Annotated in this window: 16 protein-coding genes and 2 pseudogenes; 8 read left to right on the top strand and 10 right to left on the bottom strand. The window is 68.5% G+C overall.

Features of this window, described 5'->3' with window-relative positions; genetic code table 11:
- Positions 1 to 39: 39 nt before the first annotated feature.
- On the bottom strand, positions 40 to 486 hold the full coding sequence (locus LRS10_RS14320; RefSeq protein ID WP_257837864.1) for a DUF805 domain-containing protein: 447 nt from the start codon (positions 484 to 486) through the stop codon (positions 40 to 42).
- Complete coding sequence (locus LRS10_RS14315) at positions 483 to 1,013, bottom strand: gamma carbonic anhydrase family protein (protein WP_257837863.1); 531 nt, start codon at positions 1,011 to 1,013, stop codon at positions 483 to 485. The genes LRS10_RS14320 and LRS10_RS14315 overlap by 4 nt, the downstream gene beginning before the upstream one ends.
- Positions 1,014 to 1,339: 326 nt before the next feature.
- Here LRS10_RS14315 and LRS10_RS14310 point away from each other — a divergent pair.
- Positions 1,340 to 2,105: pseudogene (locus LRS10_RS14310) on the top strand (PhoH family protein).
- Between the two features lie 23 nt (positions 2,106 to 2,128).
- Here LRS10_RS14310 and LRS10_RS14305 read toward each other — a convergent pair.
- Positions 2,129 to 2,371, bottom strand: coding sequence for a DUF5961 family protein (locus LRS10_RS14305; protein ID WP_257837862.1), 243 nt, complete (start codon positions 2,369 to 2,371; stop codon positions 2,129 to 2,131).
- A gap of 214 nt (positions 2,372 to 2,585) precedes the next feature.
- Here LRS10_RS14305 and LRS10_RS14300 point away from each other — a divergent pair, with 214 nt between their 5' ends.
- The 5 genes from LRS10_RS14300 (at position 2,586) to LRS10_RS14280 (ending at position 10,701) form a co-directional block, all read left to right on the top strand.
- Positions 2,586 to 2,804 carry a hypothetical protein gene (locus tag LRS10_RS14300; RefSeq protein WP_257837861.1) on the top strand — a complete coding sequence of 73 codons (219 nt, stop codon included), beginning with the start codon at positions 2,586 to 2,588 and terminating at the stop codon, positions 2,802 to 2,804.
- A gap of 252 nt (positions 2,805 to 3,056) precedes the next feature.
- Positions 3,057 to 3,731, top strand: a complete 675-nt coding sequence (locus LRS10_RS14295; protein ID WP_257837860.1) for a hypothetical protein — start codon at positions 3,057 to 3,059, stop codon at positions 3,729 to 3,731.
- Between the two features lie 5 nt (positions 3,732 to 3,736).
- Positions 3,737 to 5,725 carry a family 16 glycosylhydrolase gene (locus tag LRS10_RS14290; RefSeq protein WP_257837859.1) on the top strand — a complete coding sequence of 663 codons (1,989 nt, stop codon included), beginning with the start codon at positions 3,737 to 3,739 and terminating at the stop codon, positions 5,723 to 5,725.
- 157 nt (positions 5,726 to 5,882) lie between these two features.
- On the top strand, positions 5,883 to 10,604 hold the full coding sequence (locus LRS10_RS14285) for a Calx-beta domain-containing protein (RefSeq protein ID WP_257837858.1): 4,722 nt from the start codon (positions 5,883 to 5,885) through the stop codon (positions 10,602 to 10,604).
- Entirely contained in the window at positions 10,564 to 10,701 is a 138-nt protein-coding gene (locus LRS10_RS14280; protein ID WP_257837857.1) for a hypothetical protein, read from the top strand. Before LRS10_RS14285 ends, LRS10_RS14280 begins: the two co-directional genes overlap by 41 nt.
- Before the next feature lie 8 nt (positions 10,702 to 10,709).
- On the opposite strand, the gene LRS10_RS14275 is transcribed toward LRS10_RS14280, so the two are convergent.
- The 6 genes from LRS10_RS14275 to LRS10_RS14250 all read right to left on the bottom strand — a co-directional run bounded on the left by LRS10_RS14275 (position 10,710) and on the right by LRS10_RS14250 (position 18,196).
- Complete coding sequence (locus tag LRS10_RS14275; RefSeq protein WP_374570012.1) at positions 10,710 to 11,783, bottom strand: sulfate/molybdate ABC transporter ATP-binding protein; 1,074 nt, start codon at positions 11,781 to 11,783, stop codon at positions 10,710 to 10,712.
- Positions 11,755 to 12,585, bottom strand: a complete 831-nt coding sequence (gene cysW / locus LRS10_RS14270) for a sulfate ABC transporter permease subunit CysW (protein WP_257837856.1) — start codon at positions 12,583 to 12,585, stop codon at positions 11,755 to 11,757. Before cysW ends, LRS10_RS14275 begins: the two co-directional genes overlap by 29 nt.
- The gene (gene cysT / locus LRS10_RS14265; RefSeq protein WP_257837855.1) at positions 12,582 to 13,451 is read right to left on the bottom strand and encodes a sulfate ABC transporter permease subunit CysT; all 870 of its coding nucleotides are present in this window, start codon (positions 13,449 to 13,451) and stop codon (positions 12,582 to 12,584) included. The genes cysW and cysT overlap by 4 nt, the downstream gene beginning before the upstream one ends.
- A 7-nt stretch (positions 13,452 to 13,458) precedes the next feature.
- Entirely contained in the window at positions 13,459 to 14,523 is a 1,065-nt protein-coding gene (locus LRS10_RS14260) for a sulfate ABC transporter substrate-binding protein (RefSeq protein WP_257837854.1), read from the bottom strand.
- A gap of 192 nt (positions 14,524 to 14,715) precedes the next feature.
- Positions 14,716 to 17,094: a TonB-dependent receptor gene (locus LRS10_RS14255; RefSeq protein WP_257837853.1), complete on the bottom strand. Its 2,379-nt coding sequence runs from the start codon at positions 17,092 to 17,094 to the stop codon at positions 14,716 to 14,718.
- A gap of 97 nt (positions 17,095 to 17,191) precedes the next feature.
- Positions 17,192 to 18,196 (bottom strand): nitronate monooxygenase family protein, encoded by a 1,005-nt coding sequence (locus LRS10_RS14250; protein WP_257837852.1) that lies wholly within the window; start codon positions 18,194 to 18,196, stop codon positions 17,192 to 17,194.
- Between the two features lie 132 nt (positions 18,197 to 18,328).
- Between LRS10_RS14250 and LRS10_RS14245 the strand changes: the two genes are divergently transcribed.
- Positions 18,329 to 19,579: an acetyl-CoA C-acetyltransferase gene (locus LRS10_RS14245; protein WP_257837851.1), complete on the top strand. Its 1,251-nt coding sequence runs from the start codon at positions 18,329 to 18,331 to the stop codon at positions 19,577 to 19,579.
- Positions 19,580 to 19,582: 3 nt separating this feature from the next.
- Here the strand turns inward: LRS10_RS14245 and LRS10_RS14240 are convergent, their stop codons facing one another.
- Positions 19,583 to 20,830, bottom strand: coding sequence for a mechanosensitive ion channel (locus LRS10_RS14240; RefSeq protein ID WP_257837850.1), 1,248 nt, complete (start codon positions 20,828 to 20,830; stop codon positions 19,583 to 19,585).
- A gap of 104 nt (positions 20,831 to 20,934) precedes the next feature.
- Here LRS10_RS14240 and LRS10_RS14235 point away from each other — a divergent pair.
- Positions 20,935 to 22,194 (top strand): annotated as a pseudogene (locus LRS10_RS14235) (methylmalonyl-CoA mutase family protein); the annotation flags it as partial.
- Positions 22,195 to 22,340: the final 146 nt, after the last annotated feature.

Here is a 22,340-nt window from a genome sequence, read left to right as displayed (position 1 = left end):
CTATGGGGGTGCGATCCGACGCGGGCGCCGCAGCGTCCGTCAAGCGGCGGGTTCGGGCGGGGGAGACGGCGTCGCCTTCGATGGCAGCACGGCCAGCTGCACGAAGATGACGATGGAAAGGATCAACCCCAGGATCTGAAGCACGTTGCCGACCATAAGCGCTCCTGCGGCGTCCGCGGCGGTGACCAGGCCCGGCGCGAGGAACGTCCAGACCACTGGCGCGGCCAGCCACCACGGCTGGAGCCGACGATCGCGCAGGCGACGTATCGAGACCGGGATCGCCGGCAGCCACCAGACCAAGTTGAAGAGACCGGCCACCAGCGGCTGATCCGCCATCGCGGCCAACAGCGTCCAGGTCCATCCGGTCCACGCGCCGATGACGCCGACGACCAGATACAGTGCGCCGATTGCCGTCGCGACGCGCCACCACTCGCTGCGGGGTGCGACGCCCTCCAGCGAGACGAACGATCTTCCGAACCTGTTCACCGGACCTCCGTCAGCTCACGACGATAACGCTTCCAGTTCTCGACGTAGTGGTGGGCGCCGGCGGCCATGACCAACGCCTGCTGCTCGCTGACCTCGCGCACCACCTTGCCCGGCGCGCCCATGACCAGCGAGTTGTCGGGGATCTCCTTGCCCTCGGTGATCAGGCAGTTGGCGCCGATCAGGCAATTCTTCCCGATCTTCGCCCCGTTCAGGATGATCGAGCCGATGCCCACCAGGGTGTTGTCGCCGATGCTGCAGCCGTGAAGCATCACCAGGTGGCCGACCGTGACGTTAGCGCCCAAGGTGAGCGGCGAGCCCGTGTCGGTGTGCAGGACGCTGCCATCCTGCACGTTCGAGTTCTCGCCGATGATGATGGGATCGTTGTCGCCACGCAGGGTTGCGCCCCACCAGACGGACGCGTTCTTCTTGAGAATCACATTGCCCATCACCGCGGCGGTCGGCGCAATCCAGTATTCGTCATCGTTCGGCAACTCAGGTGTCACATTGCCTAAGTTGTAGACACTCATCGGATCACCTTATTTCTTGCGACAAATGGGCTGTTTAACGACTCGGAAAGGACGTTAGGCTCATTCTAGTCGGGCGATTCGAGGGGGCGAAAGCTCTCTCGTTAGCCGCCGCGGGGCACAAGTCCCGCGCCTCGCGCTGGACGGAGTTGGATGGCGCCTGGTCTGTTGGTTCTCCGGGGATCACCGCCCGGATCCGAACTGAGCCGCGAGCCTCGCGGACATCAGGACCGCGCACGCCGTCGCCGCCATTTCCGCCATCACCCACGCACCGAAGGGCGCTCCCACTCACGGGACGCCCTTTTTTCTTGCCCCCTGAGGAGGCCCTGATGAGCAAGCGAGCCCTGAAGCGACAGCTGCGCGAAGGCGCATTCGACGCCGGTCAGTTCGACAGCGACGACAAAGTGCGCCGGCTCCCGCTCGACCGCGGCTGGTCTCCCCTCGCCCACCACAACGATGATCGCGAACAGGGCTACCTCAAGACCATCAAGGCCAAGTCGCCCGGCCAGCAGGCGTTGATCGAGGCGATAGACAACAAGAACCTGGTCATGGCCCTGGGCCCCGCCGGGACCGGCAAGACCTATCTGGCCATCGCCAAGGCGGTGGAGGCGCTCGAAAGCGGCCGGGTGGGACGCATCGTACTGTCGCGGCCTGCGGTCGAGGCGGGGGGAGTCGATCGGCTTCCTGCCCGGCGACGCCGAGGACAAGCTCGCGCCCTACCTGCGGCCGCTCTACGACGCCCTCTCGGATCGCCTGTCGATGAAGCGCGTGCGGGCGCTGATGGCCGAAGGCGCTATCGAGATTGCCCCGGTCGGCTTCATGCGCGGGCGCACCCTGAACAACGCCTTCGTGGTGATCGACGAAGCCCAGAACTGCACCTACGTGCAGCTGAAGATGCTGCTCACCCGCCTCGGCTGGCACTCGACCATGGTGGTCACCGGCGACCCGAACCAGTCGGACCTGCTGCCGGAACTATCAGGTCTGGGGCCGGTCGCCGACCGGCTGCAGGAGGTCGGCAACATCGCCGTGGTGCGGCTGGCCGAGCGGGACATCGTCCGCCACCCGCTGGTGGCCGAAATGCTGGGCGTTCTCTGAGGATAACGCGGCGCTCTGCTGCCTCAGCAGGGCGCCGTCTCTCCGGTCGCGAGGTCGATGCGGAAGCACTGCCGCTCGCCGGTCTCGCAATCCTCCACGAACAGCTGGACCTCGTCGTCGACATCCGCCTCCGGATGGGCGTCCTCCAGGAAATGTAGCGCGGCGTCCTCGAAACTGACCCCCTCCACGATGTGCCCGCGGTTGGGCGCCTCGGCTCTCGCATGGACCGAAAACCGTCGTTGCAGCGTGTCGAACCCGGCGCGCATTGGAAGCTCCTTCGAGCAGGCCCTAACGCCCGACCGGGGAAAAGGAACCATGGCTCCGCTTGCATCTGCGACATGCGGTCGCTACTCAACCGGCGCTCGGCGGACTTTGCATATGTTGGGACCGCCGACGGGTCCGTGCGACTGAGCGTGGCGGTCAGCCACCGTTCAGCCGCGGCGCGTCACGTTCGGATGTATCCCGAGGCCGCCTAAGCCGATGAGCAGTTCAGAACTTCCGGAGCCCCGCGCTCCCCATGCCTCCGACGATCAGACCTCCGCCGACGAGGTCTCGGCCCAGGCCGAGGCCCAGCGCGCGGCCGACGGCCTGAAGGACCAGATCGCCGCAGTCCGCGACCGCATCCGCCAGGCGCGCGACGCGCTCACCGAACAGGCGCGGCGGGAGAACGAGGCCCGGACCTTCCGGCGGGACCGCTGAGCTCAACTCGCCGCACCAGACGTGGAGCGCTTGTAAACCCGGAGCTCTGGAGCAGAAGCCGCTTCGGTCATCGCTTCGCGTTCGAGCCCGAGGCGCCGCCGGAATCCGCATGAACGCCCAGCGGCGAAGCTTCGATCCCGCAGACTGACCAGGTCGTGGCGAGGGCGCCACCCGGGCGCTTTTCCGATGCCTGAGCGGTGAACCCCGACCGCCCGTCGCGTGTTCTGGCGACGGTTTTCGGAGCTCGACAACATGGCCTATTACAACGCCCGCGGCGTCCTCATGCCGGAGAGCGCGCCGGAGTCCGGCCGGGTCTCGGGGACGCCTGCCGGCGGCGAAACAATTACCGCGCCCCCGGGCAATACCTCGGTTTCCGGCGAAGGCGGCGGCGACACCCTGATCGGCTCGTCGGGCGACAACCGGTTCTGGATCACCCACCCGAACGACCGGGTCATCGAGCACCCGGGCGGCGGCACCGACACCCTGACGGCCTGGTCGCCGGCCAAGCTGCCGGCCAACGTCGAGAACCTCGTCGTCAACGGCGCCTTCAACTACGCCGTCGGCAATGAGCTGGGGAACCTCATAATCGTCGATGACGCCAGCCACTGGATCTATGGCGCGGGCGGCGACGACGTGCTGGTCGGCGCGGCGACCCAGCGCACCACCTTCATGGTGCGGGCCGGCGAGGGTTCGGACGTCATCTACAACTGGAACGGCAACAGTCAGCTGCACCTGCAGGGCTATGGGCTGAACACGGCCGCCGACGTCCGCGCCGTCATGCGTCAGGAGGGCGCCGATGTGGTCCTGCGGTTCGCCAACGGCGAGACCCTGACCATCCGCGACGAGACCCTGGCCAGCATCGAGGATCGGCAGTTCCTGCTCCCCCCTCGACACCTCGAAGCTAGGGGCGATGACCTTCCAGGATGAGTTCAATGGGCTCAGCCTGCTCGATCCCCTCCACAGGCGCCGGGCAGTGGCGCGCCGACTTCGGCGGCAACCTGAAGGACCAGTGGGCCTACACCCTCGTCTCCAACGGTGAGCAGCAGGTCTATGTGAAGCCCGGCTTCCAGGGCCGCGGCGAGCAGGACATCGGCGTCAATCCCTTCGCAGTGTCCGGCGGCGTGCTCACCATCACCGCGGCCCGGACCTCCCCTGAGGACGCCTACGCCACCTGGAACCGCGACTTCACCTCCGGGATGCTGAACACGCTTGGCATGTTCGAGCAGAAGTACGGCTACTTCGAGATCCGCGCCGAGCTGCCCACCGCCGCCGGATCCTGGCCCGCCTTCTGGATGATCCCGCAAAAGGCCGACGGCTCGGTTGAAGGCGACATCATGGAGGGCCTCGCCGCAACGCCGAACTACCACTACGCCCGGGCGCTCGGCGGCGACGGCACGATCTACGATAACAGCTACAAGAGCGATCCGTCCGGCTTCCACACCTACGGCATGCTGTGGACCCCTACGACCGTCACCTTCTACTACGATGGTCAGGCGGTGCTCACCGGCGCGACGCCGGCCAACTGGACCGACCCCATGAGCCTGATCGTCAACCTCGCGGTCGGCGGCTGGGGCGGAAACCCGGACTTCGGCGCCTTCCCCGCTGAGCTGAAAGTCGACTACGTCCGCGCCTACGCCCTCGCGGACGGCTCGACCATCGTGAACCACCTGACGCCCGAGGCGCCCGCCGCAACCCTGCGATCCGCGGGCTCCTCAACCGGCGCAGCCAATACCCCCGTCGCCTTCGCCGACAACGGCCTGCCGGTCACCTCGGCCAAGGTCGCGGTGTTCGCCTCGAAGCCGGCGGCGCTCGGGTCCGAGAAGACCTTCGTCGTCTGGGAGGACGCCGGCGCGGTGTTCGGCGCCGTGTGGAACGGCTCCGGATACGGCCAGACGACGGCGCTGATGGCCGGGTCAGCGGGCCAGTTCACCGGGACTGGAGCGTGGCTGACCACCGGCAAGGTAGTGGTCGGCTACCGTGTCGGCGGCGACGCGTGGGCCCTGGTGTTCGATCCGGCGAAGAACACCTTCGTCAAGCAGGAGCTGGGCGCGACGACCGGCGACCTCCGCTTCGTAGCGACGCCTTCAGGCGGCTTCGCCGCGAGTTGGGACGCGCCGAACGGAACGGTCATGGGCCGGGCCTATGACGAGTACGCTTACGGCGGCGACATCCCCGGCTGGTACGGCCCCGTCCGCCAGCTCGCGGGCGACATCACGGGCGTTACCGCCTCGGGCCAGGTGATCGCGGGCGGCGAACTCTACACGATCCTGGGGGCCTCGGTGGTCCCCGGCGGCGGCGGCGGAACGCCCGGGCCCGACAGCCTGACCGGTCAGCGCCTTTTCGGCGGCGCGGGTAACGACACCCTCACCGGGACCGCCGGGCAGGACTATCTCCGCGGCGAGGACGGCGACGACCGCCTGTATGGCGACGACGGGTTCGACGACATGCACGGCAACCTCGGCAACGACACCCTGTACGGCGGTCTCGGCGGCGACTGGGTGGTGGGCGGCCAGGGCCAGGACCTCCTCTATGGCGAGGACGGGCACGACGTGGTGCTCGGCAACCTCGGCAACGACACCGTCGATGGCGGCCTCGGCAACGACTGGGTCCGCGGCGGCCAGGGCGACGACAGCGTCAGCGGCGGCTGGGGCGACGACTGGCTCGCCGGAGACCGAGGAAACGACACGATCTCGGGCGGCGGCGGCGCTGACATCTTCCACACCTGGGGCGACGCCGGCCTCGACCGGGTCATCGACTTCAACCGGGCGGAGGGCGATCGCGTGAACCTGCTGGCAGGCACGACCTACGAGGTGAGCCAAGGCGCGGAAGGGGTGGTGATCAGCATGGCCGGCGGCGGGCAGATGGTGCTGGTCGGCGTCCAGCTCACCAGCCTGGATCCCGGCTGGATCTACGTCGGCTAAGTCATACGTGGCCAATGGCCAAGCTTCGGCGCGGAAGCTTGGCCATACGTGTCTTTCGCGCCCGCTTTCCAAAGAATTTGAAGCTCACACGAACTTCAGTGAACTCAGGCTTCACTTTTGAGTTTCTGAGCCCGGTCGATATCTCGGAGCTCAGAGTATGGTGTATTACAACGCGCGCGGCCAAGCTATGCCCGAGTCCGCGAAGGAAACCGGCCGCGTGGCCGGAACCGCGGCGGGCAACGAGACGATCACCGCGCCAGCCGGCAACACCTCGGTGTCGGGCGAGGGCGGCGGCGACCTTCTGATCGGCTCCTCAGGCGACAACCGCCACTGGATCACCCATCCGAACGACCGCGTGCAGGAGCAGCCCGGGGGCGGCATCGACACGCAGATCGGCTGGACGTCGATCAAGCTCGCGCCGAACGTCGAGAACCTGATCGTCAACGGCGCCTTCAACTACGCGGTCGGCAACGACCTCGGGAACCTGATCATCGTCGACAACGCCACCCACTGGATCTATGGCGCGGGCGGCGACGACGTGCTGGTCGGCGCGACCACGGAACGCTGCACCTTCGTGGTCCGCGCGGGCGAAGGCTCGGACGTCATCTACAACTGGAACGGCAACAGCCAGCTGCAGCTCTGGGGCTACGGGTTCAACACCGCAGCCGAGATCCGCGGCGCCATGAGCCAGCAGGGCAATGACGTCGTTCTGCGCTTCAACAACGGCGAAACGCTCACCTTCCGGGACGAGACCCTGGCCAGCTTCCAGGACTTCCAGTTCCTGCTGCCGCTCGATCGCTCCAAACTGGGCGCGATCACCTTCGAGGATGAATTCGACACCCTCCAGATCTACGACCCGTCCCTGCAGACCGGCATCTGGCGGGCAGACTTCGGCGGCAATCTGAAGGACGAGTGGGCCTACACCCTCACGTCAAACGGCGAGCGGCAGGTCTACACGAAGGCGGGCTGGTACGGTCAGGGCGAGAAGGATCTCGGCTACACGCCGCACACCGTGTCCGGCGGCGTCCTGACGATCAAGGCCGAGCGCCTGCAGCAGGACCAGCGCGACGCCGCCTGGGGCCGCGAGTACTCGTCGGGAATGCTCAACACCATGGGCATGTTCGAGCAGCAGTACGGCTACTTCGAGATGAAGGCGCTGCTGCCGACCGCGCTGGGCGCCTGGCCGGCCTTCTGGATGATGCCGACGCCCTATGTCGCCCAGACCGAGGCCGACATCATGGAGGGCCTCGCCGCGACCCCGCACGTGGATTACCGCCGCGCCTGGGGCGGCGACCAGAACCTGTACGACAACGCCTACAAGATCGACCCGTCCGGCTACCACACCTACGGCATGCTTTGGACGCCCACGACCGTCACCTTCTACTACGACGGCATGGCGGTGATGCAGGCGGCCACCCCGGCCAACTGGACCCACCCGATGGCGCTGATCGTCAACATGGCGGTCGGCGGCTGGGGCGGCGAGCCGAACGAGCTGATGTTCCCCGCCGAAATGAAGATCGACTACGTGAAGGCCTACGCCCTGGCCTCCGGCGAGACGGTCATCGAACGGGGCGAGCCCGAGCCGCCAGCCGCCACCCTCCGCGCGAGCGGCGGGGCGACCAGCGGCCAGACGAACGTCCCTGTCGCCTTCGAAGGGAACGGCCAGGCGGTCAGCACGGCCAAGATCGCTGTCCATGACGCCAAGCCCGCGACGTTCCCGCAGGAGAAGACCTTCGTCATCTGGGAGGACTCGGGCGCGGTCTTCGGCGCCGTGGCCAGCGGCGGCAAGCTCGGGACCGCCACGCCGCTGATGGCGGGGGACAGCCGGGTGTTCACCGGCGGCGGCACGTGGCTGTCGGACGGCAAGGTGGCGCTGGCCTATATGCAGCCCAGCGGCGCAGGCCAGGCGGCGTGGGTGATGGTCTTCGACCCGTCGAAGAACACCTTCATCAGGCACGAGCTCGGGCCATCGACCGGCGACATCGACATCGTGGCCACCAAGAACGGCGGCTTCGTCGCCAGCTGGGACGCGCCCGGCGGCGGCGTCATGGGTCGCGGCTACGACGCCTTCGCCTACGACGGCGAGGGCTGGTTCGGTCCAGCCCGCCAGCTCGCCGGGGACGTCACCGGCGTCACCGCCGCAGGCAAGATCATCACGACCAACGCCTCGGGCCAGCAACAACTCTACGACATGATCAATCCGCCGCGCGGCGTGGACGCGATCGTCTCGATCGGCCCGATGGCCGGCGTGAGCCACACCGAAGGCGTCTCCGGCGGCACGCTCTACACCTTCACCGTCACGCGGGACTGGGACCAGAGCGAGAAGGTCACCGTGGGCTGGCAGGTCCGCGGCCAGGGCGGCGCCCCCGCCGATGCGCTGGACTTCGTCGGCAACGCCCTGCCCTCCGGCACCGTCACCTTCGAGATCAACCAGACCACCGCCTATATCCAGATCTACGTCCAGGGCGACACCTACCAGGAGCCCGACGAGGAGTTCCTCGTCACCCTGGTGAACCCCGTCGGCGCCAAGCTCGGCCAGGCCACCGCCACCGGCTTCATCATCAACGACGACACCGGCGGCCAGCCGCCGCCGGCGGGCCAGACCCAGCTGTCGTTCGCCACGAGCACGGTGACGCTGGCCGAGGGCAATTCCGGTTCCACCGCCTTCAGCTTCACCGTCAACCGCACCGGCCCGACGACGTCGACCTCGACGGTCACCTGGTCGGTCAGCGGCGCCGATGCGGCCGACTTCACGGGCGGGGCCCGTCCCGGCGGCACGCTGACCTTCTCGCCCGGGGAGACCTCCAAGGTCATCACCGTGAACGTCGCGGGCGACACGACGGTCGAGCCGGACGAGACCTTCACGGTCACGCTGTCGAACCCCAGCGGCGCGACCCTGGGCCAGGCCACCGCCACCGGCGTGATCACCAACGACGACGGCGCGACCCAGCCGCCGCCTGGCGGTTCCGGCCAGGTCATCAACTCGCCCGGCCCCGGCTCCACCCTCACCGGCACGTCCGGCGCCGACACCATCAACGCCAGCCAGGGTTCGGACGTGATCACCGGAGGCGCGGGCGCCGACGTCTTCGCCTGGGCCAAGGAGCCCTGGTCGCCGGCGCGGATCACCGACTTCGCCCTCGGCTCGGACAAGCTCGACTTCTCCAAGCTGTTCCAGGCCTCCGGCTACACCGGGGCCGATCCGGTCGCAGACCGCTACATCACCTTCCTCGACGATGGGGCCGGCGGCACGAAGGTCCTGTTCGACCGCGACGGGACGGCGAGCGGCCAGCAGTGGCCCAACTACATCCTGCAGCTCGAGAAGGTGCCGGTCGCCGGCCTCACCTGGGCCAAGCTGACCACGGGCGGCGGGACCAGCGAACCGCCCCCGCCGACAAGCCCGCAGATCACGCTCACCACCACCTCGCTGACCCTCGCCGAGGGCAACTCGGGGACGACGGCGTTCAGCTACACCGTCACCCGGACCGGCTCGACCGCCGGAACCTCGAGCGTCAACTGGAGCGTCGCCGGCTCGGGCGCGAACCCCGCCACGGCCGCCGACTTCGCGGGCGCGATCTCGGGCACGCTCACCTTCGCCGCCGGCGAGACGACGAAGACCATCGTCGTGCAGGCCATCGGGGACACGACTGTCGAGCCGGACGAGACCTTCACCCTGACGCTGTCCAACCCCAGCGGCGCGACCCTAGGCCAGGCCACCGCCACCGGCGTGATCACCAACGACGACGGCGCGACCCAGCCGCCGCCTGGCGGATCCGGCCAGGTCATCAACTCGCCCGGCCCCGGCTCCACCCTCACCGGCACGTCCGGCGCCGACACCATCAACGCCAGCCAGGGCTCGGACGTGATCACCGGCGGCGCGGGCGCCGACGTCTTCGCCTGGGCCAAGGAACCCTGGTCGCCGGCGCGGATCACCGACTTCGCCCTCGGCTCGGACAAGCTCGACTTCTCCAAGCTGTTCCAGGCCTCCGGCTACACCGGGGCCGATCCGGTCGCAGACCGCTACATCACCTTCCTCGACGATGGGGCCGGCGGCACGAAGGTCCTGTTCGACCGCGACGGGACGGCGAGCGGCCAGCAGTGGCCCAACTACATCCTGCAGCTCGAGAAGGTGCCGGTCGCCGGCCTCACCTGGGCCAAGCTGACCACGGGCGGCGGGACCAGCGAACCGCCCCCGCCGACAAGCCCGCAGATCACGCTCACCACCACCTCGCTGACCCTCGCCGAGGGCAACTCGGGGACGACGGCGTTCAGCTACACCGTCACCCGGACCGGCTCGACCGCCGGAACCTCGAGCGTCAACTGGAGCGTCGCCGGCTCGGGCGCGAACCCCGCCACGGCCGCCGACTTCGCGGGCGCGATCTCGGGCACGCTCACCTTCGCCGCCGGCGAGACGACGAAGACCATCGTCGTGCAGGCCATCGGGGACACGACTGTCGAGCCGGACGAGACCTTCACCCTGACGCTGTCCAACCCCAGCGGCGCGACCCTAGGCCAGGCCACCGCCACCGGCGTGATCACCAACGACGACGGCGCGACCCAGCCGCCGCCTGGCGGATCCGGCCAGGTCATCAACTCGCCCGGCCCCGGCTCCACCCTCACCGGCACGTCCGGCGCCGACACCATCAACGCCAGCCAGGGCTCGGACGTGATCACCGGCGGCGCGGGCGCCGACCGCTTCGTCTTCGCCAAGGAGCCCTGGTCGCCGGCGCGGATCACAGACTTCGAACGCGGCGTCGACAAGATCGACCTACGCGGTCTCTTCGACGCCGTCGGCTACACCGGCACGGACCCGTTCGGCGCCGGCTACATGAAGCTGATCGATGACGGGCGCCGGCGGCACAAAGGTGCTGTTCGACCGTGACGCGGCCGGCCCGAACCCGCAGTGGCCGAACTACATCATCCAGATCGAGAAGGTGGCGCCCGCGCAGCTGAGCTCGAGCGACTGGATCTTCCAGTAGGGTGAGGCTCAGGCCGCGTAGATCTGCGGCCTGAGCGGCTTCACGCGGACGACCATGCCGGGGGCGACCCCGGCGGGCAGCGTGGGGCCGTGCGCCTGCAGTTCGACGACCTCCCCGCCGATCAGGCAGTCGATGCGCACGTCCGGGCCGCGCGCCGCGATGCCCTTGACCTCGGCGGCGAGGCCCGCGCCGTCGGCGGGAGCGAACGCCACCTCGTCCGGCCGGAAGAACACATCCACCGGTCCCTGAGGCGCGCCCGAGGGCGCCTGGACTTCCCAATCGGCCATGCGCAGCCGATCGCGCTCCACGACCCCCGCCATCCGGCAGGCGGCGCCGAGGAAGTCGAAGACGAACGGATTGGCCGGATGCTCGTACACCTCATTCGGCGTACCCAGCTGCACGAGTTGGCCGTCCTTCAGGATCGCCACGCGGTCGGCGAGATCGAGCGCCTCCTCCTGGTCGTGGGTGACGAACACCGTCGTCACGCCCGTCCGCTCATGCAGCTCGCGCAGCCAGCGGCGCAGCTCACGCCGCACCTGGGCGTCGAGGGCGCCGAACGGCTCGTCCAGCAGCAGCATCCGGGGCTCGATCGCGAGCGCCCGGGCCAGCGCCACACGCTGCCGCTGGCCGCCGGAGAGCTGGGAGGGATAGCGCTTCTCGAGCCCCTCCAGCTGGACGAGCGCCAGGAGATCGCGCACCCGGTCGCCGATCTCGGACCTGGAGGGCCGGTCCGCGCCCTTCCGGACGCTCAGGCCGAACGCGATGTTCTGCGCCACGGTCATGTGCCGAAAGAGCGCATAGTGCTGGAACACCATGCCGACCCGGCGTTTACGCACCGGCAGCGCGAGGAAGTCCTCGCCCGCGAAACGGACCTCGCCGGTATCGGGCTTCTCGAGCCCGGCCAGCACACGCAGCAGGGTGGTCTTGCCTGAGCCGGACGGCCCCAGCAGCGCGAGGAACTCCTTGTCCCGCGCCTGCAGCGAGACGTTCTTCAACGCCGGGAAGCGGCCGAAGGCCTTGGACACGCCGCGGATGTCGAGGGCCAGATTCTGATCAGTGTCGTCGACGGGCCGAAAGTTCACCGGAATGACGCCATTCGAGGAAGGTCTTGAGGACCAGGGTGACGAGTCCGAGGCCGGCCAGGATTGAGGCCGCCGCGAAGGCGCCGACGAATTCATAGTCATTGTAGAGCACCTCGACATGCAGCGGCAAAGTGGTCGTGAGACCCCGCACGCTGCCCGAAACCACCGAGACCGCGCCGAACTCGCCCATGGCGCGGGCGTTGCAGAGCAGGACGCCGTACAGCAGCGCCCAGCGGATATTGGGCAGGGTCACGCGCCAGAAGGTCGTCCAACCGCCCGCCCCAAGCGTCAGGGCGGCGGCCTCCTCATCGGAACCCTGGTCCTGCATCAGAGGGATCAGTTCGCGAGCCACGAACGGCAACGTGACCAGCACGGTGGCCAGCACCAGGCCGGAGGTTGCGAAGATGATCTTGATGTCGTGCTCCAGCAGGAACTCGCCGAACCAGCCCTGCGCCCCGAACAGCAGCACCCAGACCAGGCCCGAGACCACCGGCGACATGGAGAACGGCAGGTCGATGAAGGTGACCAGCAGGCTCTTACCCTTGAACTCGAACTTGGCGATGGCCCACGCTGCCGCCACCCCGAAGACGGCGTTCAACGGGACCGAGATCGCCGCCACCGTCAGGGTCAGCCTGATGGCCGCGATCGCGTCCGGCTGCTTCAGCGGCTCCAGATAGGCGCCCAGGCCCTGCGACAGCGCCTGCTGGAACACGACACCCAGCGGCAGCACGATCAGCACGCCGAGAACGGTGACGGTCAGGGCGAGGAACACGGGCCCCAGGCCGGGAAGACGAATGGTCATGCGCGCCCTCGCCGCGCCAGAAAGACCTGCAGGGCGTTCACCGCCAACAGGGCTCCGAAGGAGATGGTCAGCATCGCGAGTCCCACCGCGGCCGCGCCCGCGTAGTCGTACTGTTCCAGCTTGATGACGATCAGCAGCGGCGCGATCTCGGACTTGAGCGGCATGTTGCCGGCGATGAAGATCACGCTGCCGTACTCGCCAACCGCCCTGGCGAAGGCCAGGCTGAAGCCTGAGATCAGCGACGGCAGCAGCGCGGGGAGCACCACCATCCTGAACCGCTGCAGGTTGGTGGCGCCGAGAGTCTGGGCCGCCTCCTCAACCTCGACGTCCAGGTCCTGCAGCACCGGCTGCACCGTCCGGACCACGAACGGCAGGCCGATGAAGACCAGTGCGATGAAGATGCCGAGCGGACTGTAGGCGGTCTTGATCCCCAGGCGGGCGAGCGGCTCGCCCAGGAGGCCGGTCGGCGCGTAGATGGCCGTCAGGGCGATGCCTGCCACGGCGGTGGGCAGAGCGAAGGGCAGGTCGACGAAGGCGTCGATGACCCGCCGGCCCGGAAATTCGTATCGCGTCAGGGTCCAGGCCACCAGCAGGCCGAGCGGCACGTTCGCCAGCGCCGCCAGCGCAGCCACACCGAAGCTGAGCCGCAGCGCCGACAGCACCCGGGGCTCTGTGAGCGTCTCCCAAACCCCGCTTGCGCCCAACTCCCATGGACGCAGGATGAGGGCCGTGAGCGGCAGTACGACCAGCAGGCCGAGGTAGGTCAGGGTCCAGCCCATCGCCAGGCGGAAGCCCGGCAGGATGCTGGGCTGCACCCACCGGCCCCGGACCTTGCTGGGCGGCTCCGCCAGCGTAGCTATCGTCATGTTCGACCTAGCGCCTGTAGATGCGGTCGAACACGCCGCCGTCGGCGAAGTGCGTCGCCTGGGCGTTCTTCCAACCCCCGAACTGGCCGTCCACCGTCACCAGCGGGAGGCTGCGGAACTTGGCGCGGTACCTCGCCAGCGCCTGCTCGTTCCGCGGGCGGAAGTGATGCTTGCCGATCAGGTTCTGAGCGAGCGGGCTGTAGAGGAAGTTGAGATACCCCTCCGCCTGGATGCGGGTCTTCTTCCTGTCCACGTTGCGATCGATCAGCGCCACCGTCGGCTCGGCCAGGATCGAAAGGCTGGGGTAGACGATGTCGAATTTCGGCCCGAACTCCTCCAGCGAGAGATAGGCCTCGTTCTCCCAGGCGATCAGCACGTCGCCAATGCCGCGTTCGGCGAAGGTGGTCGTCGCGCCCCGCGCGCCGGTGTCCAGCACGGGCACGTTGCGGAACAGCGCCCGAAGATAGGCCTCCGCCTTCTGCGGGCCGCCGCCCGGCTGCTTCAGCGCCCAGGCGTATGCGGCCAGGTAGTTCCACCGTGCGCCGCCCGAGGTCTTCGGGTTCGGGGTGATCACCTGGACGCCCGGCCGCACGAGATCCGGCCAGTCGCGGATCTGCTTGGGATTGCCCTTCCGGACGAGGAACACGATCGTGGAGGTGTAGGGCGCCGAATTGTGCGGCAACCGGCTTTGCCAGTTGGGCGGCAGCAGCTTGCCGCGCGCGGCGATCTCGTCGATGTCGTAGGCCAGCGCGAGAGTGACCACATCGGCGTCGAGGCCGTCGATCACCGCCCGCGCCTGCTTGCCCGAGCCGCCATGGCTCTGGTTGATGTTCAGCGCCTGGCCCGTGCGGCCCTTCCAGTAAGCCCTGAACGCCGCGTTGATCTCCTTGTAGAGCTCCCGGGTCGGGTCGTAGCTGACGTTCAGCAGGGTGAGCTCGCGCGCCTTGGACTGTGCGTGCGCGGCCTCGGCCAGCACCAGCGGCGAAGCCCCGGCGGCGGCGGCGCCGGCGGCGGCGGTGCCGGCGGCGCCCGCCGAGAGCAGGCGGCGGCGGTTGAGAAGCGTGTCGGTCATCGTCCGAGGGTCCCTCGAAGTTTCGGTCAGAACGCGCAGGCGCACAGCTTCCCCCGACATCCTGAGAAGATAGCGGACGCCTTGATAGGAGTCTTATTCCCAGCATCTAAGTCGGAATTGCTCGAAGGCGCCCAAGATTTTCTGGGGCCGGCGCAGCTTTGCCTGCGCCGGCCGCCGATCCGGGCCTGGCGGCTAGTAGCGGCCGCGCAGCGTGAAGCTGATCGTGCGGTCGTCGCCGGGCGTGCCGACGACGAGGCCGGAGTTGCCCGACACCACGGTCAGGTTCTGCATGTACTTCTCGTCGAAGGCGTTCTTCAGCGACACGAAACCTTCCCATCCGGTCTCGGACTCGAAGCCGGCCCGGAAGTTGACGATCTGCTGCGCCTTCAGGCGCGTGTAGATCGAGGTGGTCGCGTCGGCGAAGTACGACGAGCGGAAGCTGGCGTCGACGCCCAGGTAGAACTCGCCGCCGCCCAGCAGCGCCGACTCCCGGCGGTAGTCGGCCCCGAAGGCGCCCGCCCATTTCGACACGCCCGGAAGCTGCCGGCCCGACAGGTCGCAGGCGGCGGTGGACGTGCCGACCCGCTCCAGCGGGCACGGACCGTTCTTGAAGTCGTCGTACTTGGCGTCCGTGTAGGCGAAGTTGAAATAGCCGCTGAAGCCCCCGATGCGGCGCGTCGCCAGGTCGAGTTCGGCGCCACGCACCGTGACCTTCTCCACATTGGCGAGATAGCCGCGAAGCGCGCCCGGCCCGCTGTCGACGACATTGGCCTGGAAGTCCTTCACGTCGGTCGCGAAGACCGCCAGGTTTGCGGTGAGCAGCCGGTCGAACAGCTGGCTCTTCACCCCGGCCTCGTAGGTCGTGACCTTCTCCGGGTCGATGACGGCCGCTTCCTGGGCGGGTACGTTCTGCGCCGTCAGCGGGAGCGCCGTCATGTTGATGCCGCCCGACTTATGCCCGCGCGAATAGCTGGCGTAGACGTTGAGCGTGTCGCTGACCTCGTAGGAGACCGCGATCTGTCCCGACAGCGAGCCGTCGTCGGTCTCCGCCGAGAAGGCCTGCGGCCGGGCGATGCCGTTTCGGCGACTGATGAGGGTGGCGTCGGTGGTGGCCAGGCCGCCGGTGACGCGCTGGGCGTACGCGCCGTCCTTCTTCTCGTCGGTGTAGCGCAGGCCCGGCGTGATCTTCAGCCGCTCGGTGACGTTCCAGGTGAGCTGGCCGAACACCGCATAGCTGGTGGTGTCGATCGTGGAGTCGTTGAAGACCGTGTAGCCCTCGAGCAGCGCCGCGGGCGTGTTGGTGGCGGGCAGCAGCCAGTACGAAGCGTCCGATCCGTACTCGGTGACGCCGTTCGTCGTGACGTTCTGGTCGAAGTAGTAGAGGCCGACCGTCCAGTCCACGCGGCTCGCCCCGCTGGAGGCCAGGCGCAGTTCTAGGCTGTCCTGCTTCTGATGCGAGGGGTTGTTCGAGCGGCGCGTGACGTCCAGCGCCGTGTAGTCGCGGTCGTTGCGCGGCTCCCAGTCCCACTCCCGATGGGCGGCCACCCCGGTCAGGGTGGCGAAGCCCAGATCGTAGTCGACGATCGCCGACAGACCGCTCAGCCACTGGTCGGCCTGGATCAGATCGTCGATGACGGCCTTGCGGTCGTAGGGATTGGTGCTCGGCGGACGGTAGTTTCGGCCGGCGGCCAGCGCCGGGTACTGCTGATTGGCCGGCTTCAGGGTCGTGCCCACCGTGTAATAGAGCTGGGTGCAGCACTCGGGCTGCTGCCAGGAGTAGTCGGCGTTCAGGCGGATGGTCAGGGCTTGGGTCGGCGTCAGCAGGATCTGCGCGCGCAAGGCCTGATTGTTGACCGCGTTCTGATCCTTCTGCTGGACGGGATTGTATATCGTGCCGTCACGCCATGTGCCGACGTACGACAGCCGAGCCGCCACCTTGTCCTGCACGATGGGCCCCGACACCGTGCCCTTGACCTGCCGATAGTCGTAAGTACCGACCGTGCCCTCGAATTGAGCCTCGAACGCCTGGCTCGCATCGCGTGTCGTGACGTTCAGCGCACCCGCCGTGGTGTTCTTGCCGAACAGCGTGCCCTGCGGGCCGCGCAGCACCTCGATCTGCTGGATGTCGATGAAGTCGAGCGTGGCCGAAGCCGGACGCGAATTGTAGACTTGGTCGACGTAGACGCCGACGCCTTGCTCCAGGCCGTCGTTGGCCAGGCCGTAGGACGCGCCCAGGCCGCGGATCGTCAGCGCGGTGTTCCGCGGGTTCGGCGACAGCACCTGCAGGGTCGGCACCAACTGGGTGAGCTGAAGGATGCTGCTGACGCCGGTATCGGCCAGCTGCTCGCCGGTGGTCACCGACACCGCGATCGGCACGTCCTGGACGTTCTCCTCGCGCCGGCGCGCCGTGACGGTCACCTCCGCTAGGCCGACGGGCGATCCGGCGTCGGCCACGGCCGCGGCGTCGCGCGCCTCTCCCGTCGCCTGAGCCAGAGCGGCCGGCGCGACGCTGCTGAGGAGAGCCGCCAAAGCAGCCGAACCGGCGGCCGAGCGAAGCGCGAAACGAGACATCTATTCCCCCCATCCTTTAGGGTGAGGAGGAATAAAGCCTCTAAATCCTATCGGCGCACACGGAATAAGCTGCGCCGCTCGCCAGTTTTTCTGAAGGCTACTCGGCGGCGAGCAGCGCGCGGCCGGCCGTGAAGGACGTTTTCTCCGCCAGCTCTGCCTTCGCCTCCTCGTACTCTTCGGCCAGCCGGGCCACGAGGTCGGCGGCGGACGGCACGTCCTTGATCGCCCCGATGCCCTGGCCGCATCCCCAGATATCGCGCCAGGCCTTGGACTTCTGGTTGCCGCCCGAGCCGAAGTTCATGCGCGAGGGGTCGCTTTCGGGCAGGTTGTCCGGGTCCATTCCTGCGGCGCGGATGGACGGCGCCAGATAGTTGCCGTGCACGCCCGTGAACAGGTTCGAATAGACGATGTCGTCGGCCGACGACTGGACGATCATCGCCTTGTACTCCGCCTCGGCGTTGGCCTCCTGGGTCGCGATGAACGCCGAACCGATGTAGGCCAGATCCGCGCCCATGGCCTGGGCGCCCAGGATGGCGCGGCCGTTGGCGATCGAGCCCGACAGCGCGATCGGGCCGTCGAACCACTCGCGGACTTCCTGCACCAAGGCGAAGGGCGAGAGCTTGCCCGCGTGGCCGCCCGCGCCGGCCGCGACCGTGATGAGGCCGTCGGCGCCCTTCTCAACCGCTTTGCGGGCGAAGCGGTCGTTGATCACGTCGTGCAGCACGACGCCGCCGTAGGAGTGCACCGCGGCGTTCACATCCTCCCGCGCACCCAGCGACGTGATGACGACCGGCGCCTTCCACTTGGTCGACATCTCGAGGTCGTGCTCGAGCCGGTCGTTGGTCTTGTGGACGATATGATTCACGGCGAACGGCGCCGACGGCCGGTCGGGGTTGTCGCGATCCCAGGCGGCGAGTTCCTCGGTGATCCGGTGAAGCCACTCGTCCAGCAACGATGCCGGCCGGGCGTTCAGCGCCGGAAAGGAGCCGACGATGCCCGCCTTGCACTGGGCGATCACGAGATCCGGCCCCGAGATGATGAACAGCGGGCTGCCGATCACCGGCAGGCGGAGACGGTCACGCAGGACGGGCGGCAGGGCCATGGCTCAAACCTCGAACGTTCGTTTGGATTTACAGCGTATGTATATCGATCGCAGGCGGCAACCTGCATTTCCTCTGGACTGCCGCAGCGTCCGCCAAGGATGTTCGGCCGCTTTCGGAGGGAGGACAAGCAGATGCCCGAAGCCCTGATTATCGACGCCTGCCGCACGCCGCGCGGCATCGGCAAGGTTGGCAAAGGCGCGCTGGCCGACCACCACCCCCAGCACCTCGCCGCCACGGTCCTGAAGGCGCTGGCCGAGCGCAATCACCTGAAGACCGAAGAGGTCGACGACATCATCTGGGGCACCTCGTCCCAGCGCGGCAAGCAAGGCGGCGACATGGGCCGCATGGCCGCCCTCGACGCCGGCTACGACACGCGCGCCAGCGGCGTGACCCTGGACCGCTTCTGCGGCTCGGGCATTACCGCCGTGAACCTCGCCGCGGCTCAGATCATGTCCGGCATGGAAGACTTGGTGATCGCCGGCGGCACCGAGATGATGAGCTACACCGCCGCCACCGCCAGCCAGACCGGCCCGGACGGCGGCCCGGCCCTGATCGATTCCGGCAACACCCGCCTGCGCGCCAAGCATCCGCAGTCGCACCAAGGCGTCTGCGCCGACGCCATCGCCACGCTCGAAGGCATCAGCCGCGAGGCGCTGGACGAGCTGGCCTACGTCAGCCAGCAGCGCGCCGACAAGGCGATCAAGGAGGGCCGTTTCGACCGTTCGCTGGTGCCCGTTTATCGCGAGGACGGCTCGATCGCCCTGGACCGTGAGGAATTCCCCCGCCCGCAGACGACGCTCGAGGGGCTGGCCGCCTTGAAGCCGTCCTTCGAGGCGATGGCCAACTTCCCGCTCGACGACCGGGGCACAACGCTCGCGGGCCTGATCAACCAGGTCTATCCGGACCTGAAGATCCAGCACTTCCACCACGCCGGCAACTCGTCGGGCGTCGTGGACGGTGCGGCGGCCGTCCTGCTGGCTTCGCCGGAGTATGCGGCCAGGAACGGGCTGAAGGCCCGCGCTCGCGTGGTCGCCATGGCCAACGTCGGGGATAGCCCCACGCTGATGCTCAACGCGCCGGTTCCGGCCGCCAAGAAAGTTCTGAAAAAGGCCGGCCTGACGCCGGACGACATCGACCTCTGGGAGATCAACGAGGCCTTCTCGGTCGTCGCCGAGAAGTTCATCCGCGACCTGAACCTGGACCGCGAGAAGGTCAATGTGAACGGCGGCGCCATGGCGCTGGGTCACCCGATCGGCGCCACCGGCTCGATCCTGATCGGCACGATCGTCGACGAACTCGAGCGCCGGGACCTCAAGCGCGGCCTGGTCACCATGTGCGCCGCCGGCGGCATGGCGCCGGCGATCATCGTCGAGCGGGTCTAGATCCTAGAGGCTGGAGGGCGGCGGCTTCGAACCGCCGCCCTTCGTCCATTTTTCCAGCATCTTCGCCGCCGCCTCCCGGCCGCCGATCCCGAACGCCAACGCCGCTGCGACGGCGGCCGAGCCTAGGATCAGACCGAACGCCAGGACCACGATCTCGTCGGCGATCCCCATGAAGCGCAGCCCCATGGCGGTGGCGAGCGCGATGGTCGCCCATTTCACGATGTCGGAGGCGAAGCCGTCCGCGCCATTCGTCGAGCGGTCGATGAGGCCCGAGAGGAAGTTGGCGATCATCACGCCGATGGCGATGATCACTCCGCCGAACAGCACGTGCCCCGCGAGTTCGAGGATCTCCGTCAGCATCACCGCGATGGCTGCGAAGGCCAGCAGGCGCGCAGCTTCCACGGCCGAGAACAGCATGATGGCGACGAGCGCCAGGCGGGCCACCACCTTCGAGGGCGTGATCGCCGGGGTCGCGACCACGACGGGCTCGACGGCCTCCTCCGCAACGGGCTCGGGCTGACCGACGCCAAGCGCCTGCAGGCTGCGATCGAAGCCCAGCGACGGCAGCAGCTGCTCCAGCAGGCTCGACACCCAGCGGCCGATGACGAAGGCCACGGCCAGGACGATGGCCGCCGCCACGATGCGCGGGAGCGCGTCCAGCACCGTCGCCAGCACCGAGACCGCCGGATCCGAAATGGCGCTCACGCCCAGCTGCTGCAGGGCCGCGATCGTCACAGGAATTATGATCAGCACGAACACCAGCGTGCCGACCGTGCGTGACAGGCCGGACGCGCCGGTGACGCGCGACAGCCCCGCCCGTTCCAGCCAGGCGTCCATCCGAGCCGCAGCGAGGCCGGCCTCGACGACCCTCCGCGCCAGCGTCGCGACGATAAAGCCGACGAAAAAGATCACCACCGCGCCGATCAGGTTGGGGATGAACGCCGCCACCTCCAGCAGAAGGCCGTTCAGCGGGGCGACGATGCTGGTCAGTTCGAGGATGGTCAGGGCCGCGATAAGACCGATCAGCAGCACCAGCCAGTAGGCCAGCTGCCCCAACTGATAGCCCACCGTCTCCTTCGGCTCGACGCCTTCATTGTGCTGCTTGGCGCCGGGCAGCCGGTCGATCAGCTTGGCCAAGCCCCACTGCGTCGCCTTCGCCAGGAAGTGGGCGACGATGAGGATGACGATGGCGATGGCGATGCGCGGGCCCCAGTCCATCAGGATGTCCTGAGTGCGATAGTCGACGGGCATGCGGTCCTCCCGGAGCTTCCGGCCCGAACTTGCGCCGAGTCGCGGGGCTTTTGATCACGCTGGGTGAACTTGACGCGCACGCGCGTGACGGCCCATCTGCGCCCATGTCCGACGCAAGCCTCCTGGACCCCGGATTCACCCCTGCGGGCGAGGACGCCTGGCGCGGCCTCGTCGCCAAGACCCTTGGCGACAAGCCCTTCGAGAACCTGGTGAAATCGACGGCCGAAGGCCTCGAGATCCAACCGCTTTACGCCCAGTCGGCGAAGCCGACCGCCTTCCCGCCCCGGCCCTTTGACGCCGAGCGGCCGTGGGACGTCCGCACGCTGAGCGCCCATCCGGATCCAGCGGGCGCCAACGCCGAACTGCTCGCCGACCTGAACGGCGGCGCGGCGTCGGTGACGGTCAAGATCGACCCGACCGGCGGGGCCGGCGTGGCCATCGGCTCGGCCGACCACCTGGCCCGCGCGCTCAAGGAGGTCATCGTCGAGTTGGCGCCGGTCGGGCTGGATGCGGGCTTCCTGGGCGCCAAGGCGGCCGACTGGCTGCACGCGGTGGCCAAGTCGTCGCCGGGCGCCAAGCTCAACTTCAATCTCGACCCGCTGAGCGGCTTCGCCGAGACCGGCGCGAGCCCGGGCCCCATCGAGAGCCACCTGGTCAGCGCCGCGACCGTCGCCGCCCGCCTGGCTCAGCCCTACCCCAACGCCCAGCTGTTCCTCGCCTCGGGTCGCGTGGCCCACGAAGCCGGCGGCGGCGAAGCCCTCGAGATCGCGTTCGCGGCGGCCGCCGCCGTGGCCTACGCCAAGGCCATGGTGCGCGCCGGTCTGCCGATCGACGAGGCCTTCGCCCGCATCACGCTGGGCCTCTCCGCCGACGCCGACTATTTCCTGCAGATCGCCAAGCTCCGCGCCGCGCGCGTGGTGTGGGCGCGGCTTGCGACGGCCTGCGGCGCAAGCCCCCAGGCGCGGATCGAGGCGCGCTCGTCGCGGCGGATGCTGGCGGCGAAGGACGCCTATACCAACATGATCCGCCTCACCGCCGCGGGCTTCGGCGCGGCGGTCGGCGGCGCCGACGCCGTCCAGCTCGGTAACTTCACCGATGCGCTGGGCCTGCCCACCGCCTTCGCGCGGCGCCAGAGCCGCAACACCCAGCTCGTGCTCATGGAAGAGGCCTTCGTCGGACGCGTCGCCGACCCCGCCGCGGGCTCGGGCTACATCGAGGGTCTGACCGACCAGATCGCCCGCGCCGCCTGGTCGAAGTTCCAGGCCATCGAAGCCGCCGGCGGGATCATCGCCGCGCTTGAGAAGGGCGATGTCGCTCGCGATGTGGAGGCCGCCAACGCCGCCCGGGGCGAGCTGAAGATCGTGGGCGTCACCGCCTTCCCGCCCGCCGAGGACGCCCCGGTCGAGATCGAGCGTCCGACCGCACGGCCCGTCCAGGCCCCCCGACGCCCGCCTGCCCGGCCCCGACGGCCGGTGCGTGGCGCTCAAGCCCATGCGGCTGTCCGAAAAGT

It is taken from the genome of Phenylobacterium sp. J426 (assembly GCF_024699945.1).
GTDB lineage: Bacteria > Pseudomonadota > Alphaproteobacteria > Caulobacterales > Caulobacteraceae > Phenylobacterium.
This window is presented reverse-complemented; position numbering and strand designations above follow the sequence as displayed.